The 14,939-nt window shown below is 40.7% G+C and carries 11 protein-coding genes and 1 riboswitch; of the genes, 4 read left to right on the plus strand and 7 right to left on the minus strand.

All coding sequences use genetic code 11. From position 1 onward, the window contains the following. Positions 1–28: 28 nt before the first annotated feature. Positions 29–142: riboswitch (TPP riboswitch) on the minus strand. A 152-nt stretch (positions 143–294) separates the two neighbouring features. The 3 genes from BLS64_RS08030 (at position 295) to BLS64_RS08040 (ending at position 2,580) form a co-directional block, all read left to right on the plus strand. After that, entirely contained in the window at positions 295–1,545 is a 1,251-nt protein-coding gene (locus tag BLS64_RS08030; protein ID WP_093113016.1) for an alginate export family protein, read from the plus strand. A 95-nt stretch (positions 1,546–1,640) separates the two neighbouring features. Beyond that, positions 1,641–2,162 carry a TlpA family protein disulfide reductase gene (locus tag BLS64_RS08035; protein ID WP_093113017.1) on the plus strand — a complete coding sequence of 174 codons (522 nt, stop codon included), beginning with the start codon at positions 1,641–1,643 and terminating at the stop codon, positions 2,160–2,162. 127 nt (positions 2,163–2,289) lie between these two features. Continuing rightward, the gene (locus BLS64_RS08040; RefSeq protein ID WP_143019285.1) at positions 2,290–2,580 is read left to right on the plus strand and encodes a hypothetical protein; all 291 of its coding nucleotides are present in this window, start codon (positions 2,290–2,292) and stop codon (positions 2,578–2,580) included. A gap of 291 nt (positions 2,581–2,871) precedes the next feature. Here the strand turns inward: BLS64_RS08040 and BLS64_RS08045 are convergent, their stop codons facing one another. The 6 genes from BLS64_RS08045 to BLS64_RS08070 are packed head-to-tail and all read right to left on the minus strand — an operon-like array spanning position 2,872 to position 12,313. Further along, positions 2,872–4,890, minus strand: a complete 2,019-nt coding sequence (locus BLS64_RS08045; protein ID WP_317039632.1) for a glycoside hydrolase family 97 protein — start codon at positions 4,888–4,890, stop codon at positions 2,872–2,874. 10 nt (positions 4,891–4,900) lie between these two features. Next, complete coding sequence (locus BLS64_RS08050; RefSeq protein ID WP_143019286.1) at positions 4,901–6,157, minus strand: glycoside hydrolase family 71/99-like protein; 1,257 nt, start codon at positions 6,155–6,157, stop codon at positions 4,901–4,903. Between the two features lie 34 nt (positions 6,158–6,191). Further along, positions 6,192–7,694, minus strand: coding sequence for a RagB/SusD family nutrient uptake outer membrane protein (locus BLS64_RS08055; RefSeq protein ID WP_093113020.1), 1,503 nt, complete (start codon positions 7,692–7,694; stop codon positions 6,192–6,194). Between the two features lie 32 nt (positions 7,695–7,726). Beyond that, entirely contained in the window at positions 7,727–10,657 is a 2,931-nt protein-coding gene (locus BLS64_RS08060; RefSeq protein WP_093113021.1) for a SusC/RagA family TonB-linked outer membrane protein, read from the minus strand. 46 nt (positions 10,658–10,703) lie between these two features. Further along, positions 10,704–11,783 carry a hypothetical protein gene (locus tag BLS64_RS08065; protein ID WP_093113022.1) on the minus strand — a complete coding sequence of 360 codons (1,080 nt, stop codon included), beginning with the start codon at positions 11,781–11,783 and terminating at the stop codon, positions 10,704–10,706. Between the two features lie 8 nt (positions 11,784–11,791). Continuing rightward, on the minus strand, positions 11,792–12,313 hold the full coding sequence (locus tag BLS64_RS08070) for a DUF5004 domain-containing protein (protein ID WP_093113023.1): 522 nt from the start codon (positions 12,311–12,313) through the stop codon (positions 11,792–11,794). Positions 12,314–12,607: 294 nt separating this feature from the next. On the opposite strand from BLS64_RS08070, the gene BLS64_RS08075 reads away from it, so the two are divergent. Next, complete coding sequence (locus BLS64_RS08075; protein WP_093113024.1) at positions 12,608–14,203, plus strand: DUF6377 domain-containing protein; 1,596 nt, start codon at positions 12,608–12,610, stop codon at positions 14,201–14,203. 94 nt (positions 14,204–14,297) lie between these two features. On the opposite strand, the gene BLS64_RS08080 is transcribed toward BLS64_RS08075, so the two are convergent. Beyond that, complete coding sequence (locus tag BLS64_RS08080) at positions 14,298–14,750, minus strand: JAB domain-containing protein (protein WP_093113025.1); 453 nt, start codon at positions 14,748–14,750, stop codon at positions 14,298–14,300. Positions 14,751–14,939 lie beyond the last annotated feature (189 nt).

Raw genomic sequence — 14,939 nt, forward strand, 5'->3', positions numbered from 1 at the left:
GAGAAGATGAACCAGGTTAAGGTTGCAGATTGCAACTTTTGAAATTCCCTACGCTGGCATTATCCAGATCAGGTGCAGAGCGTGAAGGGCTCCCGGGTATCATCTCAGCCTGTCACAACGACAAGCACCCCAATTTGCCGACAAATGTATGCTTCTTCTTAAAGGTTAGAAAGAAATCCCGTGTAATATTTAAAGGTTTTGAGAAAATCCATTTTTAATTCGGACACATGAGTCCGATCATATTTTATCCTCTCAACTTTTCCTTCTTTTACTGCAGCTAATAAAAATATCACCATGAACAAAAAACTACTGCTTATCCTTTTTTGCTTTGCCGTTTCTCCAATATTTTCACAATCCTTTGAAGCCGATCTACAGCTAAAGCCACGCCTTGAGTTCAGAAATGGTTATAAAACTTTATTATCAGGAGAACAGGATCCCGCTACTTTTGTTTCGCAGCGATCGCGGTTAAACCTGCTTTTTGAACAGGAAGAGCTGGAGGTGAAACTGTCTGTACAGAACATTAGCGTGTGGGGAGAGGTGCCTACGATGAGAACGGCAGACAATAACGGGATCAGTCTTTTTGAGGCTTACGGGCAGTATAACTTTAGTTCTTCAGCTAAACTAAGGCTGGGCAGGCAGGTGCTGTCTTATGATAATGAGCGTATTTTGGGAGAAGTGAACTGGGCGCAGCAGGGCCAAAGCCATGATGCCGCATTGTTCAGCTGGTTGCCTGCCGCCTGTCACCGGCTGGATTTGGGAGTGGCTTATAATGCGCCTTCAGAAACGCTTTTTGAAGTGCCTTATGCCATCAACACCTATCAAAACCTGCAGTTCGCCTGGTACCACCTGGATAGAGACAACGTGGGCTTCAGCTTTCTCTTTATGAACACCGGATATGAATATGAAGCGGCTAACACCGGAGGGAAGACCGATTATATTCAAACCTTTGGCGCCTATCATGACTTTTTAAAAGGGGATTTTTCAGGAAATATTTCGGCTTACGGACAAACAGGACAAAAAATGGGCCGCGACCTTTCTGCCTGGTATGCCGGCCTTAACCTGAATTATGCACTTTCCGAAGCATGGAAAATAGGGGCAGGGGGCGAGTATCTCTCAGGAACAGATATGGATGATACTTCGGGTGAGCTGCATTCTTTCACTCCATTGTTCGGAACCAACCACGCCTTTAACGGGTATATGGATCACTTCTACGTTGGCAATCATCAGAATTCGGTGGGACTGGTGGATCTCTACGGAAAACTGACCTATTCAAAAGAGAAATTCAGTTTTAGCGCGATTCCGCATTTCTTTTCATCGGCTGCGGAAATAACCGAAGCAGACAGTGATTATTTGGGAACAGAAATAGATCTTGTGGCCGGTTACAAACTGGGCAAAAACATCAGCGTCAATGCCGGCTATTCCCAAATGTTTGCAACCGGGAGCCTGGAAATACTGAAGGGAGGGGATAAGGACAATACCCAAAACTGGGCCTGGCTGATGGTGAATTTTAATCCTCAGCTGTTTAGCTTTTCTAAAGAAGATTAGAAGTTCCTGGTTTCGGAAAGGAGAGATAAAACTTTGGCTTTGCTATGCACAAAAATGATATTTTTACGGACATTTTTTCCTAAACCTCTCGAGGCATGACCAAAATATTTAGACCCATTTCAAAATCACAATTCCTAAACCTTGGGTTAATTTTTGCCATTAGCTCTATGCTAGCTGGCTGTGGCGAGTCCGAAAAAGAATTTCCTGATGCCACTTTTCAGATGGAAATGAAAAACTCAAAAGGGGAGCAGGTGAGCATGGAAGAGTTCAAAGGCAAGGTGATCTTTTTCAATGTGTGGGCAACCTGGTGTGCGCCGTGTATCGAAGAGATGCCAACCATTCACAATTTGTATAAAGAGGTTAAAGACCGAGAGGATGTAGAGTTTCTCATGCTCTCCATGGACCAGGATTTTGAGAAAGCCATTGAATTCAGGGAAAAATATGATTATGAATTCGAGATCTACCGCCTAACCGGCCCAATGCCTGCCATGTACCATACCAAGTTAATTCCCACTACTTTCATCATAAACTCTGAAGGAAAACTTGTCCTGCAGCATGACGGGATGGGGGAGTTTGATTCGGGAGAGTTCAAGGAGTATTTCTCAGGGATTAAGTAGAGCTTCTCGTCTTCCATTGCTGGAAATATAAAAGCTCTGCCGGCTTCGCCTGCAGCTTTTCTTGACTTTGGAATTTGGTGCTTGTGAGTTGTAGTATATCCAAAGGGTGGAGGATTTAGAGAATCCTATGTCATCCATTGCTGGAAATATAAAAGCTCTGCCGGCTTCGCCTGCAGCTTTTCTTGTTTCAACTTTGATCGTGCCAATTGGAATTTGGGATTTGAAAACTTGGAATTTCTATGATTTAGAGAATCCTATGTCATCCATTGTTGGAAATATAAAAGCTCTGCCGGCTTCGCCTGCAGCTTTTCTTGTTTTCAGGGTCGCTCACCAAAACAAGTTTTGGCCGCTTCTGAAAACAAGAAAAGCGATGCTCTCGCATCGCTTTTATGCTTGTCGGGATGACAGAAAGCAGTGATATTTCTCAAAGCCCTCTATTCCCGGTGTCTCACAGTTAATCACGAAAATCAATTCACCGAATCATTCACGAAACTTTAAAAAGGTATGCAAAACACAAAATTTGCACTCCTTTGAGTTCTAAAGATAGATAATAAAATGATAGTTTGAAAGAATTAATTTATTCTGATTTGGAATGGTTGCCGTTGATTGCCGTTGCCGTTGTGACCATTAAATAAAAACACCCCACAAAAATTACTCTCATGGGGTGTTCATCTTTGTAAAACAAAGAGGCGACTATCAAACTTCTTATTTATAAAGGACTAAACCTTATGGCTGTTCCACCACCTGGTTGCAGGCTGAGATCTAAAACAGAGGTGCTTTCAACGGTTTTAGTCGTAATGTTTACAGGAGTTGGATTTGTTTTGTAATTAGCATTTTTGCCATCTGAATAGATTATTGCCTGATATTTCTTCCCTGGTTCCAGGAAACTTAAAGAAGCTTGAAGGTTCCTGGCCTTTTCGTCAGTTATAGCTCCTAAATACCAATCTTCGGTTTCCCAGTCTTTCCGAACCACAGTGGCATATTCACCTATCTCTGCATTTAAGACTTTAGTATCTGCCCAAATTGAAGGCACTTGTTTTACAAAATCGAATTCAGGTTTTCCAACATAGTTCTCCGGGAGATCTGAGGCCATTTGAAATGGGCTGAAAAGGACAACATAGAGTGCTAGCTGTTTTGCCAAAGTAGTTTGAACTCGAGCTCCATTAGGCGTTTCATAATCGAAGTCAAAAATTCCGGGAGTAAAATCAAAAGGTCCGGATAGCATTCTGGTAAAAGGTACAACAGTTGTATGTTCTGGAGTATTTCCACCGTCTGCCGACCAGGCATTGTACTCCTGACCTCTTCCACCTTCCTGGGTCATGAGGTTAGGATAGGTCCGTTGTAGACCGGTTCCCTTTACAGGTTCATGGTTATTGATCATGATATTATACTTAGCCGCAGTCTCTATGACTTTACGGTAATGCCTAACGCCATACTGACCATCATGCCACTCCTTTTTGTCCAGGTATTTATTGACATAGCCCGTTTTTACTGCATTTACTCCTAACTTTTGATATAATGCGAAGGCATCATCCATTTGTTTCTCGTAATGTTTTGCTGCCCCGGCTGTTTCGTGGTGACCGATCAAACGAACATTTTTGGTCGCAGCATATTCTGAGATCTCTTCAAGATCAAAATCTGGATAAGGCTCTGTAAAGCTGAAGGCAGTTCCGTCTGCCGTCCAATCTCCATCCCAACCGACATTCCATCCTTCAACCAACACTCCATCAAACCCATGAGCGGCAGCAAAATCAATATAGTCTTTGGTATTCTCTGTTGTTGCACCATGTTTCTCTCCCTGTCCCCAGGAATACTTTCCGAGGTGCATTCCCCACCAGATACCCATGTACTTGGAAGGTTCTATCCACGAAAGGTCTTCGATCTCTGATGGTTCATTTAGGTTCAGCATTAGAGTGGAGGTCATTAGTCCACCTGGCTCTTCTGCAACTATAATTGTTCGCCATGGCGTTTCAAAAGGAGCTTCGGTATAGACCTTAACTCCATCTGCCCATGGCACCAATTCACTTTTATACTGATTGTCTTCTGAATTGTACAAAGTCATGGATGCAAAGTCTGTAAGATTTGCTTCATGTATGGCCAAATATTTTCCAGATTTCAGTTCAAATGTGGCTGGCGTATTGATCGTGTCTGTTTGATTTAATGGAGATTTCCGGTAGAAACTTTCATAGTAGCTGTTCTCTGAATGAACAGGAGCCCACCACACCTCGGGTTCATCAACAAAATTAAATTCCGTTAATTCATTAGAGATTTTCAACTCTTTCAAAGAAGGCTGTTCAGGAAAAGAATAGCGGTATCCTACTCCATCGTTAAATACCCGAAAAATGATGTCCATAGATCTATGTGGCGCCTCTTTTTCTTTAAGATGCACAACAAGCTCATTGTGGTTATTTTGTACCTGCTTAAATTCCCCCCAGGGCTGTTCCCATGTCTCATCAACAGAATTTGTTTCGGTGGAGATGACCTCGAATCCTTCAGACATAGAGGCTGTTTCCTCAAACTCAAATCCCATTTTAGAAGGTGATACTATTATTTCATCTTCTGATAATATGCTATAGTATGGAACTCCCTCATCAGTGAGAGAAAAAATCACTTTGTTTTTTGAATCCGGCGATGAAACCGAAATTTCCTTCTCCACACATGAGGCAAATGCCAGAGAAATTAGAGTATAAATTAGGATTGACTTAATCGATTTGTTTTTCATTTTCATAAAGCTGATGCTATTCCTCAATACTGTTTAAAATTTCTACTGCTTTTTCCGGTTGTACGGATGCAAAATACTCGAAGGCCTGATCAAGTTTCCTTTGCACATCAGCATTTCCACTGTACTCTTTTCTGAAAGAAAATAGTCTAAAGATGTTTTCAAAAACATTGAAACTTAACTCTGCACCAGTAAAATCTCTTACCTTTTCAATATAGGAGAACCCAAATTCTTCTGTAGGTTCAAACATAGTTCCTTCGCCGAAATCGTTCCAGGAGATCAATTGCAAATAGTCCAGGTTATTTTTTGATGCAAGCTGAAGGGTTTGGTCCAGTGTTGCTCCATTGTTGTGCTCGATAGTCCAACCGATGCTACTGGAGGATCCGCCCTCCTGATAGAAATCTTTAAAACCGGGATACGCGCCGCCCATTCCTATTTCCAAAGAGGGAAGGGTATTGGTGTAAAAGTTTTCCAGGTATGAATTATTTTCGTAAACCCATGCATATTCTCCCTGTGCATTTTCACCGGCTTCTGAAGAGCTGTCCCATAAGGTCAAGAATGTTGGAGGTGTGTTTAGAGTTCTGAAAACCTCAGTCCATCTCTCAGGAGTTTCCAAAGTAATAGGACCGAATACCATTAAAAGCGGATTATTATTTATCTCGATGTAATTTGGGTCTGAAAAGAAATTGGATTCTAAATATCTCATATCCCTTTTGGCTGCACTTTCAGGGGTGGGAGCCATTTCCGCATTGACCACATTGTTTAGAAAACGATCTTCATAAACAATAGCATACTCAAGGCCCACATCATCCATCATTTCCACTACCTGTTCAGTATTTTCTCGTACCATGGCGTAATCATTTACATCATAAGTACCATACCAGTCGATTAGAATACCATCTATACCAGAATATTTCATCAACAAAAGGTGATATTCAATAACATCTTCGTCTCCTGAGTGGTATGGACCGATCAGGGGATAGTAATGCGAGGCGATTTCTCTGTTTCCTTCAGCATCAACATTGTCTGGATTCTGATTTTGCATGGTCCAGTGGTAACCCCATTGATTGTTGTTACTACTTTCTTTCGATTCGAACCAGGTCATGTAGTGCATGTACACTTTGGTATCACTTGTCTTGGCCACCGGCACGGGATCAAATTCTTCAATCGTGGTGGAACTACCTGAAGGAGAATCACTGTCACAACTGGCCACAAAGAAAATTCCTAAAGCTCCAAGACAGCCGGTTATAAATGGATTAATCATTCTTCTTATCATCTTTTTAATTTTTTGAGGAGGCAAAGCCCCGGAATTAATATCCAGGGTTTTGCACCAAATTAGTGTTCTTGTCCAATTCAACTTGAGGTATAGGGAAAATCGCCCGGTATTCCGGTGTTGCACCTTTTTCCCACCATGGCTGGAAAAAGGTTCCAAACCTGATGTTGTCTGTTCTCCTCTTACCTTCAAAAATGAACTCCCTTAATAGTTCGTTGTTTAGGTAATCAAGATCAATAGTAGCAGGAGTTTCGGTACCAGCACGAGCTGTAATTTGATCTATAAATGGTCTTGCCAAATCAGGTGATCCCATGCGTACATAACTCTCCGCCTGCATCATAAGAACTTCGGCATACCTTATCACTACCCAGTCGTGATCCCTTTCCCAGGTTTCCCCGGCCTTTTGCTCATACTTATTCAGCCTAACGCCTTCGTTTTGTTGGGCATTTGTGAAATTTCCTATTTCTTCAGTATACACCAATGGTTCTCCGTTATCCATAATAAGCACTGAGCCCGTCCCTAGATGAATTTGTTCCCCTTCTAAGAAAGATTTCTTTCTTACATCGTGATCTTCAAATGCCGAATAGGCACCAGGTTGTCCACTGATCCCGTTAGCACTCCAAGGGTAATCTCCAATAGGAGAAATCGTGAACCTGTGCAGATAGTGAGCAGACATAGAATTAAGATAATTACCAAGAGTTCCAGCATCGGAATCATATGGAATGGCTAAAATGATCTCATTGGAGTTCTGATTTTCGGTGGCAAAATTTGCAAAGTAATCAGGTTCTAAAGTGTAGCCCGTAATATTTCTACATGCGTCAATACAATCCTGCCACCTTGGTACACCTACAAAAGCCTCTGAATTCAAATATAGTCTTGCCAGGAGAGCATAAGCAACGTTTTGAGTGAATTTGGAATAAGCAATTTCCGAAGATAAATGAGGAATAGACTCCAACAATTCTGTTTCTACAAAATCAAATACTTCTTGTCTTGAAGAATTGGCAGGAAGTTCCTGGTCTTCAAAATCAGTTACAATTGGCACATTTCCAAACATATCAAGGAGCAAATAATAATAGTATGCTCTTACGGCTCTAAGTTCTGCTTTAATGGGTGTTTGTGCTTCCTCAGATAAACCCGATTGGTCAATTTGATAGATAATGGAATTGATCTTTGCTATACCAGTGTAAGAATATCTCCAGGCGGAAAGGATCATTCCGTTATCCGCATCCCAGGTATGCCGTTGTGCTTCCTGGTATTGGCCTCCATCATACCAATCTGTTCCTCTTGTGGGAATTGTCGCTTCATCTGAGACTACTTCATTCAAGAAAAACACATATTCACTTGTAGGATAAGAAGTGGAAATGTCATCTTTAAAGCCTCTTAAGGAGGAGTAGGCTCCTCCCACCAAGGCTTCGACTTCAGACGGGGTTTGGCCGAAATCTGTGTCCTGCACTTTATCGTACAGCTCTTCATCTAATGCTGTGCAAGAGGTAAAAAGAAAAATACCACTGAACAGAAAACTCGCTATTTTAAATTTCATGTTTTTGTCTTTTTAATTTTGTAACGTTCACGTTATTTCAATGAGATGTTCAATCCAAGGGAAATCGTGGTGGGTTTTGGGTATATGTTGAACCTGTCGATTCCCGGGCTTGCTAATCCACTGGTAGCAACTTCAGGATCTACTCCAGAGTAATCTGTAAATACTGCCAGGTTTTCTCCCAATACGTAGATCCTTAAATTTGAGAACATGTCATTCACTGGTAAATTATAGCCGAAGGTTACTGTCTGTAGCCTGAAAAACGACGCATCTTCTACCCAGTAACTGGAATAGGTGGGAGTGGAAGTAATACCGGTTGCAAAAAACTCATCCGGTACATTATATGCTGGTAATCTGTTCTGGTCGTAAAGCATCATATTTGTAGCATTAAGCACTTCTTGACCAAAGCTACCATAACCGGTAAAGCTGAAATCGAAGTCATTGTAAGTGAAGTTCATGCCGAGACCTACGTTAAGGGAAGGCTGAACATCGCCAATTGCAGTGTCCTCTTCACCAAGTATGAATTCCCCGTTCTCATCAAGTCCTAGAAATTCACGGCCCCAGAATGTTCCTACTGGATATCCTTCTCTGATCACCTGTGAAAATTGGTTTGACATACCTGATAACCCATGAAGAGATCCACTGTAAATAATATCCGTTTCATACACCTGATTTGATAGTTTTTCAATCTTCTGTTCGTTGCTGGACAAATTAAGATTGGCATCCCAGGTGAAGTTCGATCCTTCCATTATATTAGCATTAAGAGAAAGTTCAATTCCCTTATTGGAGAGCTCTCCAACGTTTGCAAGCATGGTTCCCACCAGATATGGTGGCTGAGGAACTTCATATGTATATAACAGGTCATTTGTATACTTGCTGTACCAATCTATAGAACCGTAGATACGATTGAAAAAGCTAAAATCAACTCCAATATTTAGTTGTTCGGTTGATTCCCACTTTAGGTCCGGGTTTGGGTTTTGAACAGGAGAGTAAGCAACCTTCCATGCATCAGTATCAGGGTCGTAATAGCTATCTCTTCCAACGCCTAAAATAGACAAGGATTTGTATTCTCCAATTCCTTCTTGATTTCCAGTTATACCGTATCCAGCCCGCAATTTCAAATTAGTAAGCCAGTCTGCACTGTCGCTCATGAAGTCTTCATTAGAGATCTGCCAAGCTGCAGAAGCTGATGGAAATGTTCCCCACTTATTATTCTTTCCAAATCGGCTCGAACCATCTTTTCGGATCGTAGCGGTAAACATATACCTACTATCGTATGAGTAATTTCCCCTGGCAAAGAACGAAATGAGTCGGGATTTACCTTTAAAGGAATACACATCACCCAAGCGATAATCTTGTCCTGCTCCCAAATTGTTATATAGAAAAAGATCGGTTTCAAAACCACTTCGTTGTGCTCCAAAACCTTCATACTCGTTTTCTAAAAATGAATACCCAGCCATGGCGTTTACTTTGTGGCTATTGAAGGTTTTGTCGTAGTTGATATAGGTTTCCAGTTGAGAAGTGGTATACTGGTCATAGGATTTATTAGCATAACCATTTTCAGTCCTTCCCTCCATAATTGCATAAGAGGGTTTGTAGATATTTCCGGTGTGGGCGTTGTGCTCCAGTGAAAGATTAACGACAGCTTTAAAATCATTCAGAAAGTTATATTCTGTTTTCAAATATCCTAACAGTCGCTTTCTCTTGTCATCAGCGGTTCTGTTTGTCATGATCTCCACCGGGTTTTCGTAAAGAGTGCCGCCTACTTGGCTAAATTCACCCTCACGGGTGTATACAGGAATTGTGGGGTTCAAGTTATAAGCTCTTTTGAATATCCTGTAATCAAGAGGATGCCATTCATCCATATTTGCAGTAAGACCGATATCAAATTTCAGATCTTTTTCAAGAGCGTATTGATAAGTGCGTACGCTTGCCGCCAATCTTTCCAGACCTGTGGTTTTAACTATACCTTCATTGTCCAGGTATGACACAGAAGCTCGTAAACCACTGAATTCTTTTCCTGTTGAGAGGCTTATGGTATGAGATTGTGTAAAAGCCGTTTGCTCTAATTCTTCCTGCCAGTTGGTATCAGCTCCAAAATCTATGGCTTGGGTAACGTTATTTTCGCGAACATAGTTTCGCCACTGGTTGGCCGAGAGCATATCAATGTTATTGGCAGAAAAACTCACTCCGGAATAACCGGTGTAGTTAACAGCCATTCCACTTAATTCACCGCTCTTTGTTGTAATTATTATTACCCCGTTTGCTCCTCTAGAACCGTATATAGCCGATGCCGACGCGTCTTTAAGAACGTCAATGGATTTGATATCTGAAGGCTGCACAGCATTGATGTCTACCCCCGGAATTCCATCAACTACAACCAGAGGATTATTACTGGCAGTTAAGGAAGTCCCTCCTCTTAACCTCATGGTAGCTCCACTGCTGGGATCGCCTGAACCCTGAACTACCGTCAGACCGGCTACTTTTCCCTGTAGCACTTGTTCGGTAGAAGAGATAACTCCTTTTACCAGCTCATCTCCCGAAACAGAGGAAATAGCTCCGGTAAGATCCGATTTCCGCATTGTTCCATAACCTACTGCTACCAGTACAACTTCTTCAAGCGCTTGAGCATCGGTTTCAAGAGTAATAGGTAAAGGAGAAGAAGTTTCTGAAGTTATAGGAATGTTCCGAGTAACAAATCCTACGTAGGACACTTCAAGATTATTTCCTTCGGCAATAGTTATTTCGAAATGACCGTCAAAGTCTGTTGTGGTTCCATTACTTGTACCGCTTTCCAAAATGGTTGCGCCCGGTAAGGGTTGCCCTGTTTTATCATAGACGGTACCGCTAATTTCTCTCTTTTCCTGTGCTTCCATTCCTAAAGTAAAAAGAAGCATGCAGAGCAATAGCAGGGAGCCCAGTACAGGTTTTCTTCCTGGACTTGTGAAATTATTTTTAATATTCATTAGAATAGATATTTTAGTGAAAATTGTATTGTGCCTTTTTGTGCTGTTAATCGAGAGGGATCAAAGGAATTGTAGTATCTGTTATGACCCTTCCGTTATTGTCTTCGATCACTACATGGATCTCAGAGACATTTTCAACATCTTTCAATGCAGTCACCAGGTCAATAAATCCTTTGATTTCTGTAGTGTTTCCGGTAAATTCTCCGGTGATCACCTTTGGGCCCGCATTAACGGTATAATGAAGACTATTCACTCCACGTTCATTATTAATCCTAATCACCCCTAGAAAATCTTTTTTGCTCAGTTGAAGAGGAAAGAATCGAAATTCAGCCGGTGGAGGTGGGATATCCTCTGCTGCATTTAATATAAGATCAGGGCCTACCGCAGTCCAATCTTCAGCAACAAAAAGGAAAACAATGTTTTCCATGACAAAATCCGGTTCTACTCCGTAATATTCTGAAGGGATCAAGTCCATTTTATAAAATCCATTCCCAAGATTTGTCGTTCTTGTTTTTTCCACTCGTTCAGGAACCCAGGCCTGGTATTCCATAGGGACTGCCCAATTGTTAAGACCGCTGTGGAAGTAAACATTATTAGCATTTTCAAACCCTTCCACGAGATTGGAGTTGAAAAGAATACTCACTCCTTCGTTTAAAGATGGTCTTGATGGATAGGCTTTCATAATTTCCCCGGCATCATAGAATGCAGAAAAATCTGTGTATTTCATTTGGGTAACTTCGGTTTGTTTCGTCCCGGTTTTGTCTTTTAGGAAGAACCAGAAGCCATCACTATTACGAATTTCTTCAGGTGTTCTTGAAAAATATTCCGTTGGAGTAAGAGTAAAACTCCATATCATGTCACCCTCATAGGTAAGTTTTGCGAAGTCTGAAGAAGAGTTAAAGTTCCCTGCATCTGGTTCTGAAGGGGACCATATCCAAATATAGAAATCTTCGTTTTCAACGGCAGAAGTACCGGCCAAGTCAAAATACCAGGTAACTTCCTCATCAAAGGAATATACCACAGGGTAAGACCACATATCTTTGATTGCTCCAATTACCTCTTGAGCATTACTCACAGAGGGGGTAAGAAGAGCTAGAAATAAAAAAGTATATATAATTTTTTTCATGTCGCTATTTATATTTCTTCTATTAATTTGAACTTATAGGAAACGAAAGGTGTTCCATCGGTTGTACGGATAATTTGCAGCTCCATTTGACGGTTTGTTCTTGGAACAGAAGTTAAATGCAATTCATCCTTTAGCTGGGTTTTGTCAGCATCACTATAAAGTCTGATGACAATAGAACTTGAATTTGTTGGTTGGAAATCGCTATTAAGATCCCAGTATCCCTTTAGCTGAAAAAGAGGAGGAACATCCCCTACCACCTCATAGGTAGTCGGCCGGTTATTCTCATCAACATCAAAACGTATCCGGAAATCTTCGAAATTAAAGAGCGTGCTTAAGTTCTCCTCATTGGGTTTAATATTGTTTCTTTTGGCAAATTCATCAACCATGGTTAAGTTCATAAGCCCCCATTCACCGGCAATGACTTCGTAGGTAGTAATGGGTTCTACATGGTCACCATCATCAGGGGTATAGCAACTGAATACCAATACCGCCAGTAAGAGGGATAAAAATTTAAATTTCATTTTTTTCATAAGGTTTATGTTTGTTAAAAAAATCTTATAATGCAATCTGAATTTCAAAATTAGAGGATATCACAAGCCTGGAAAGAAATCAATTAAAAATCGAGATGATTTTAAGAGGTGATTTTAGACAAGAGAATAATAATCAAAGCTTTATAAATCAGGATCAATTGAGAAAATCAAGACCAAATCTTGAAGAATGAGTAGCCGAAAAGGACTGTTTATTGGCTAATTTTTATACTTTAGCGCAAACGTTTTCTTAAAGTTACTTTTAATGAGAATTTTCAGAGCCCCAAATATCAAAATATGCGTATCATATTTTTTCTGACTTTTTTGTTTGTCACCAATTCAGTTCCCGGGCAGGACCAGGATAGTTTACTTCAGGAACTCGAGCAGACGCTTGAAAAGAAGGAATTCTTTATAAAAAAGAAACATCAAAGGATTTCTTTACTCCAGCAAAAGTTGGACAGGTATCGTCTGCAGCGTCAAAAAGACAGTCTTTTCCAAATAAATATGAGTTTATCAGAAGAATACCAGTCATTTAAATATGATTCGGCCTACTTATTTCTGGAGCGCGCTAAGGCAAATGCCCTGCAGCTGAAAGACAGCCTTAGTTTATCACGAGCAAAGATAAAAGAAGGGTTTATTCTTTTATCTTCCGGGCTCTTTAAGGAAGCGCTGGACACTCTTAATAGTATTGATTATTCCCTGCTATCCCATCACGATAAGTTCAGGTACAACTTTGTGAAAGCTCGTTCTTTTTATGATCTGGCAGATTATACAAAGGATCCTCGGTTCGGGTTAGACTATACACGAAAGGGAAACCAATATATTGAAGAAGCCCTGAAATTTACAGATCCGAATTCATCCTATTATTGGGCAACGGAGAGTTTACGACGAATGAAACATCAGGACTGGAAAGGAGCAAAATTCGCTTTTACATACTGGATCAATAATTTCGACCTCACACCGGAATTCTATGGCGTAGCCACTTCCAGTCTTGGTTATCTTTATTCTGAAACAGGATATACTGACCAGGCAATAAATTATTTGGCCATGGCGGCCATAGCAGATGTTAAAAATGCTACGATGGAGAACGTGGCTCTTAGAAATCTTGCTAATGAACTCTATAAGAACGGAGATCTGGAAAAAGCGAATAAGTTTATAAGAATTGCAATGAATGATGCCACGTTTTATAATGCGCGGCATCGTAAACTGGAAATCTCCTCGATACTTCCAATTATTGAAGGGGCTCAGCTTATTAAAATCGAAAAACAAAACAATACCTTGGGAATCATTGCTATTTTGCTAGGCATACTAACATTGGTTGTGCTGGTTTTCATAGGGATCATTTATAAGCAGCTTAAAAACAGGAACCGGTCCCGAAGAGCCCTCACAGATTACAATCATAAATTACAGGAACTAAATGCAAGCCTTCAAGAGGCAGATGCAGTAAAGCAGGAGTATATTCGGTATTTTCTTAGTGCTACTTCTGATTTGATCAAGAAAATAGACAAAATACAGAAAATCACAACTCAAAAACTCCTGGCTAAAAAACCAGAAGATGTTCTAAAGAACCTTAAAAAATATAGCGTAAAAAAAGAAAGGGAAGCTTTGTTCAGGGAATTCGACGAGGTGTTTTTAAAGCTGTTCCCAGATTTTAAGCAGGAATTTTATGCCCTATTCCCGGAGGAACAACAAAAAGAGGTAAGAAAAGGGGATTTGTTGAATACTGAACTGCGAGTTTTTGCTCTCTATCGTTTGGGGATTCAAGACAGCAATCAAATTGCTGAATTTTTAAACTTATCTGTAGCAACAATATATACTTATAAAACCCGGGCAAAATCAAGATCGAATTCGCGAGAGAATTTTGAAGAGAGGGTTATGGAAATTAAAGCGTAAAGGGAATCGTAATACCTTCCTCTGGTGGAAAGAGATTCCTTTGAACGTAATTCACTAGAACCTGAGGCTTTTTTTAAATTTAAAAGGGCTGCATTCACAGTAGCCCTTCATCAGCAAAACTGTAATACTCATTGCTGGGAGTGAGAATCAAATGGTCAAGTAATTTAATATCCAGCAGTTCCCCTGCATTTTTAATCCTTTCGGTAAGCTTTTTATCTGCAGTACTGGGGTGAAGAGCTCCGCTGGGGTGATTATGTGCGATGATCACTGCTGTACTTAAGGATTTAAGCACCACGGCAAAAAGGATACGAATATCAACCAGCGTAGCTGTTATTCCTCCAGAAGAGAGAAGGAAAATGCCTTTAACCCGGTTTGAATTGTTGAGGAGCATGACGTTGAAGTGTTCCTGCGCAGCTATGGCATTTTGATCCCAGATGGAATTGAAGATGTTGAAGGCTTCCCTGGAGGAGTTGATCTTTGGGGCCATGGCCATTTGGATTTTGGTGTTTTGATAGCGAAGGGAGATTTCATTGACAGAAGTTTTCATAGCATTACATTTTAGTTGAAGAAATTTTGTTTCCGGCAGTGCCAGAGCTTTATTCTTTTTTAATGCAGTACGATCACAACATTGAAGGCCGAAAGAGACGTATAAAAAGCGCAGTGGCTTTATGCCGTCTCCGGAATTCAATGTTGTAGTTTTGCTTTTTAAAAAAGGAAGAGCTTTGGCATTGGAAGA

It is taken from the genome of Salinimicrobium catena (assembly GCF_900102915.1).
Taxonomy (GTDB): domain Bacteria; phylum Bacteroidota; class Bacteroidia; order Flavobacteriales; family Flavobacteriaceae; genus Salinimicrobium; species Salinimicrobium catena.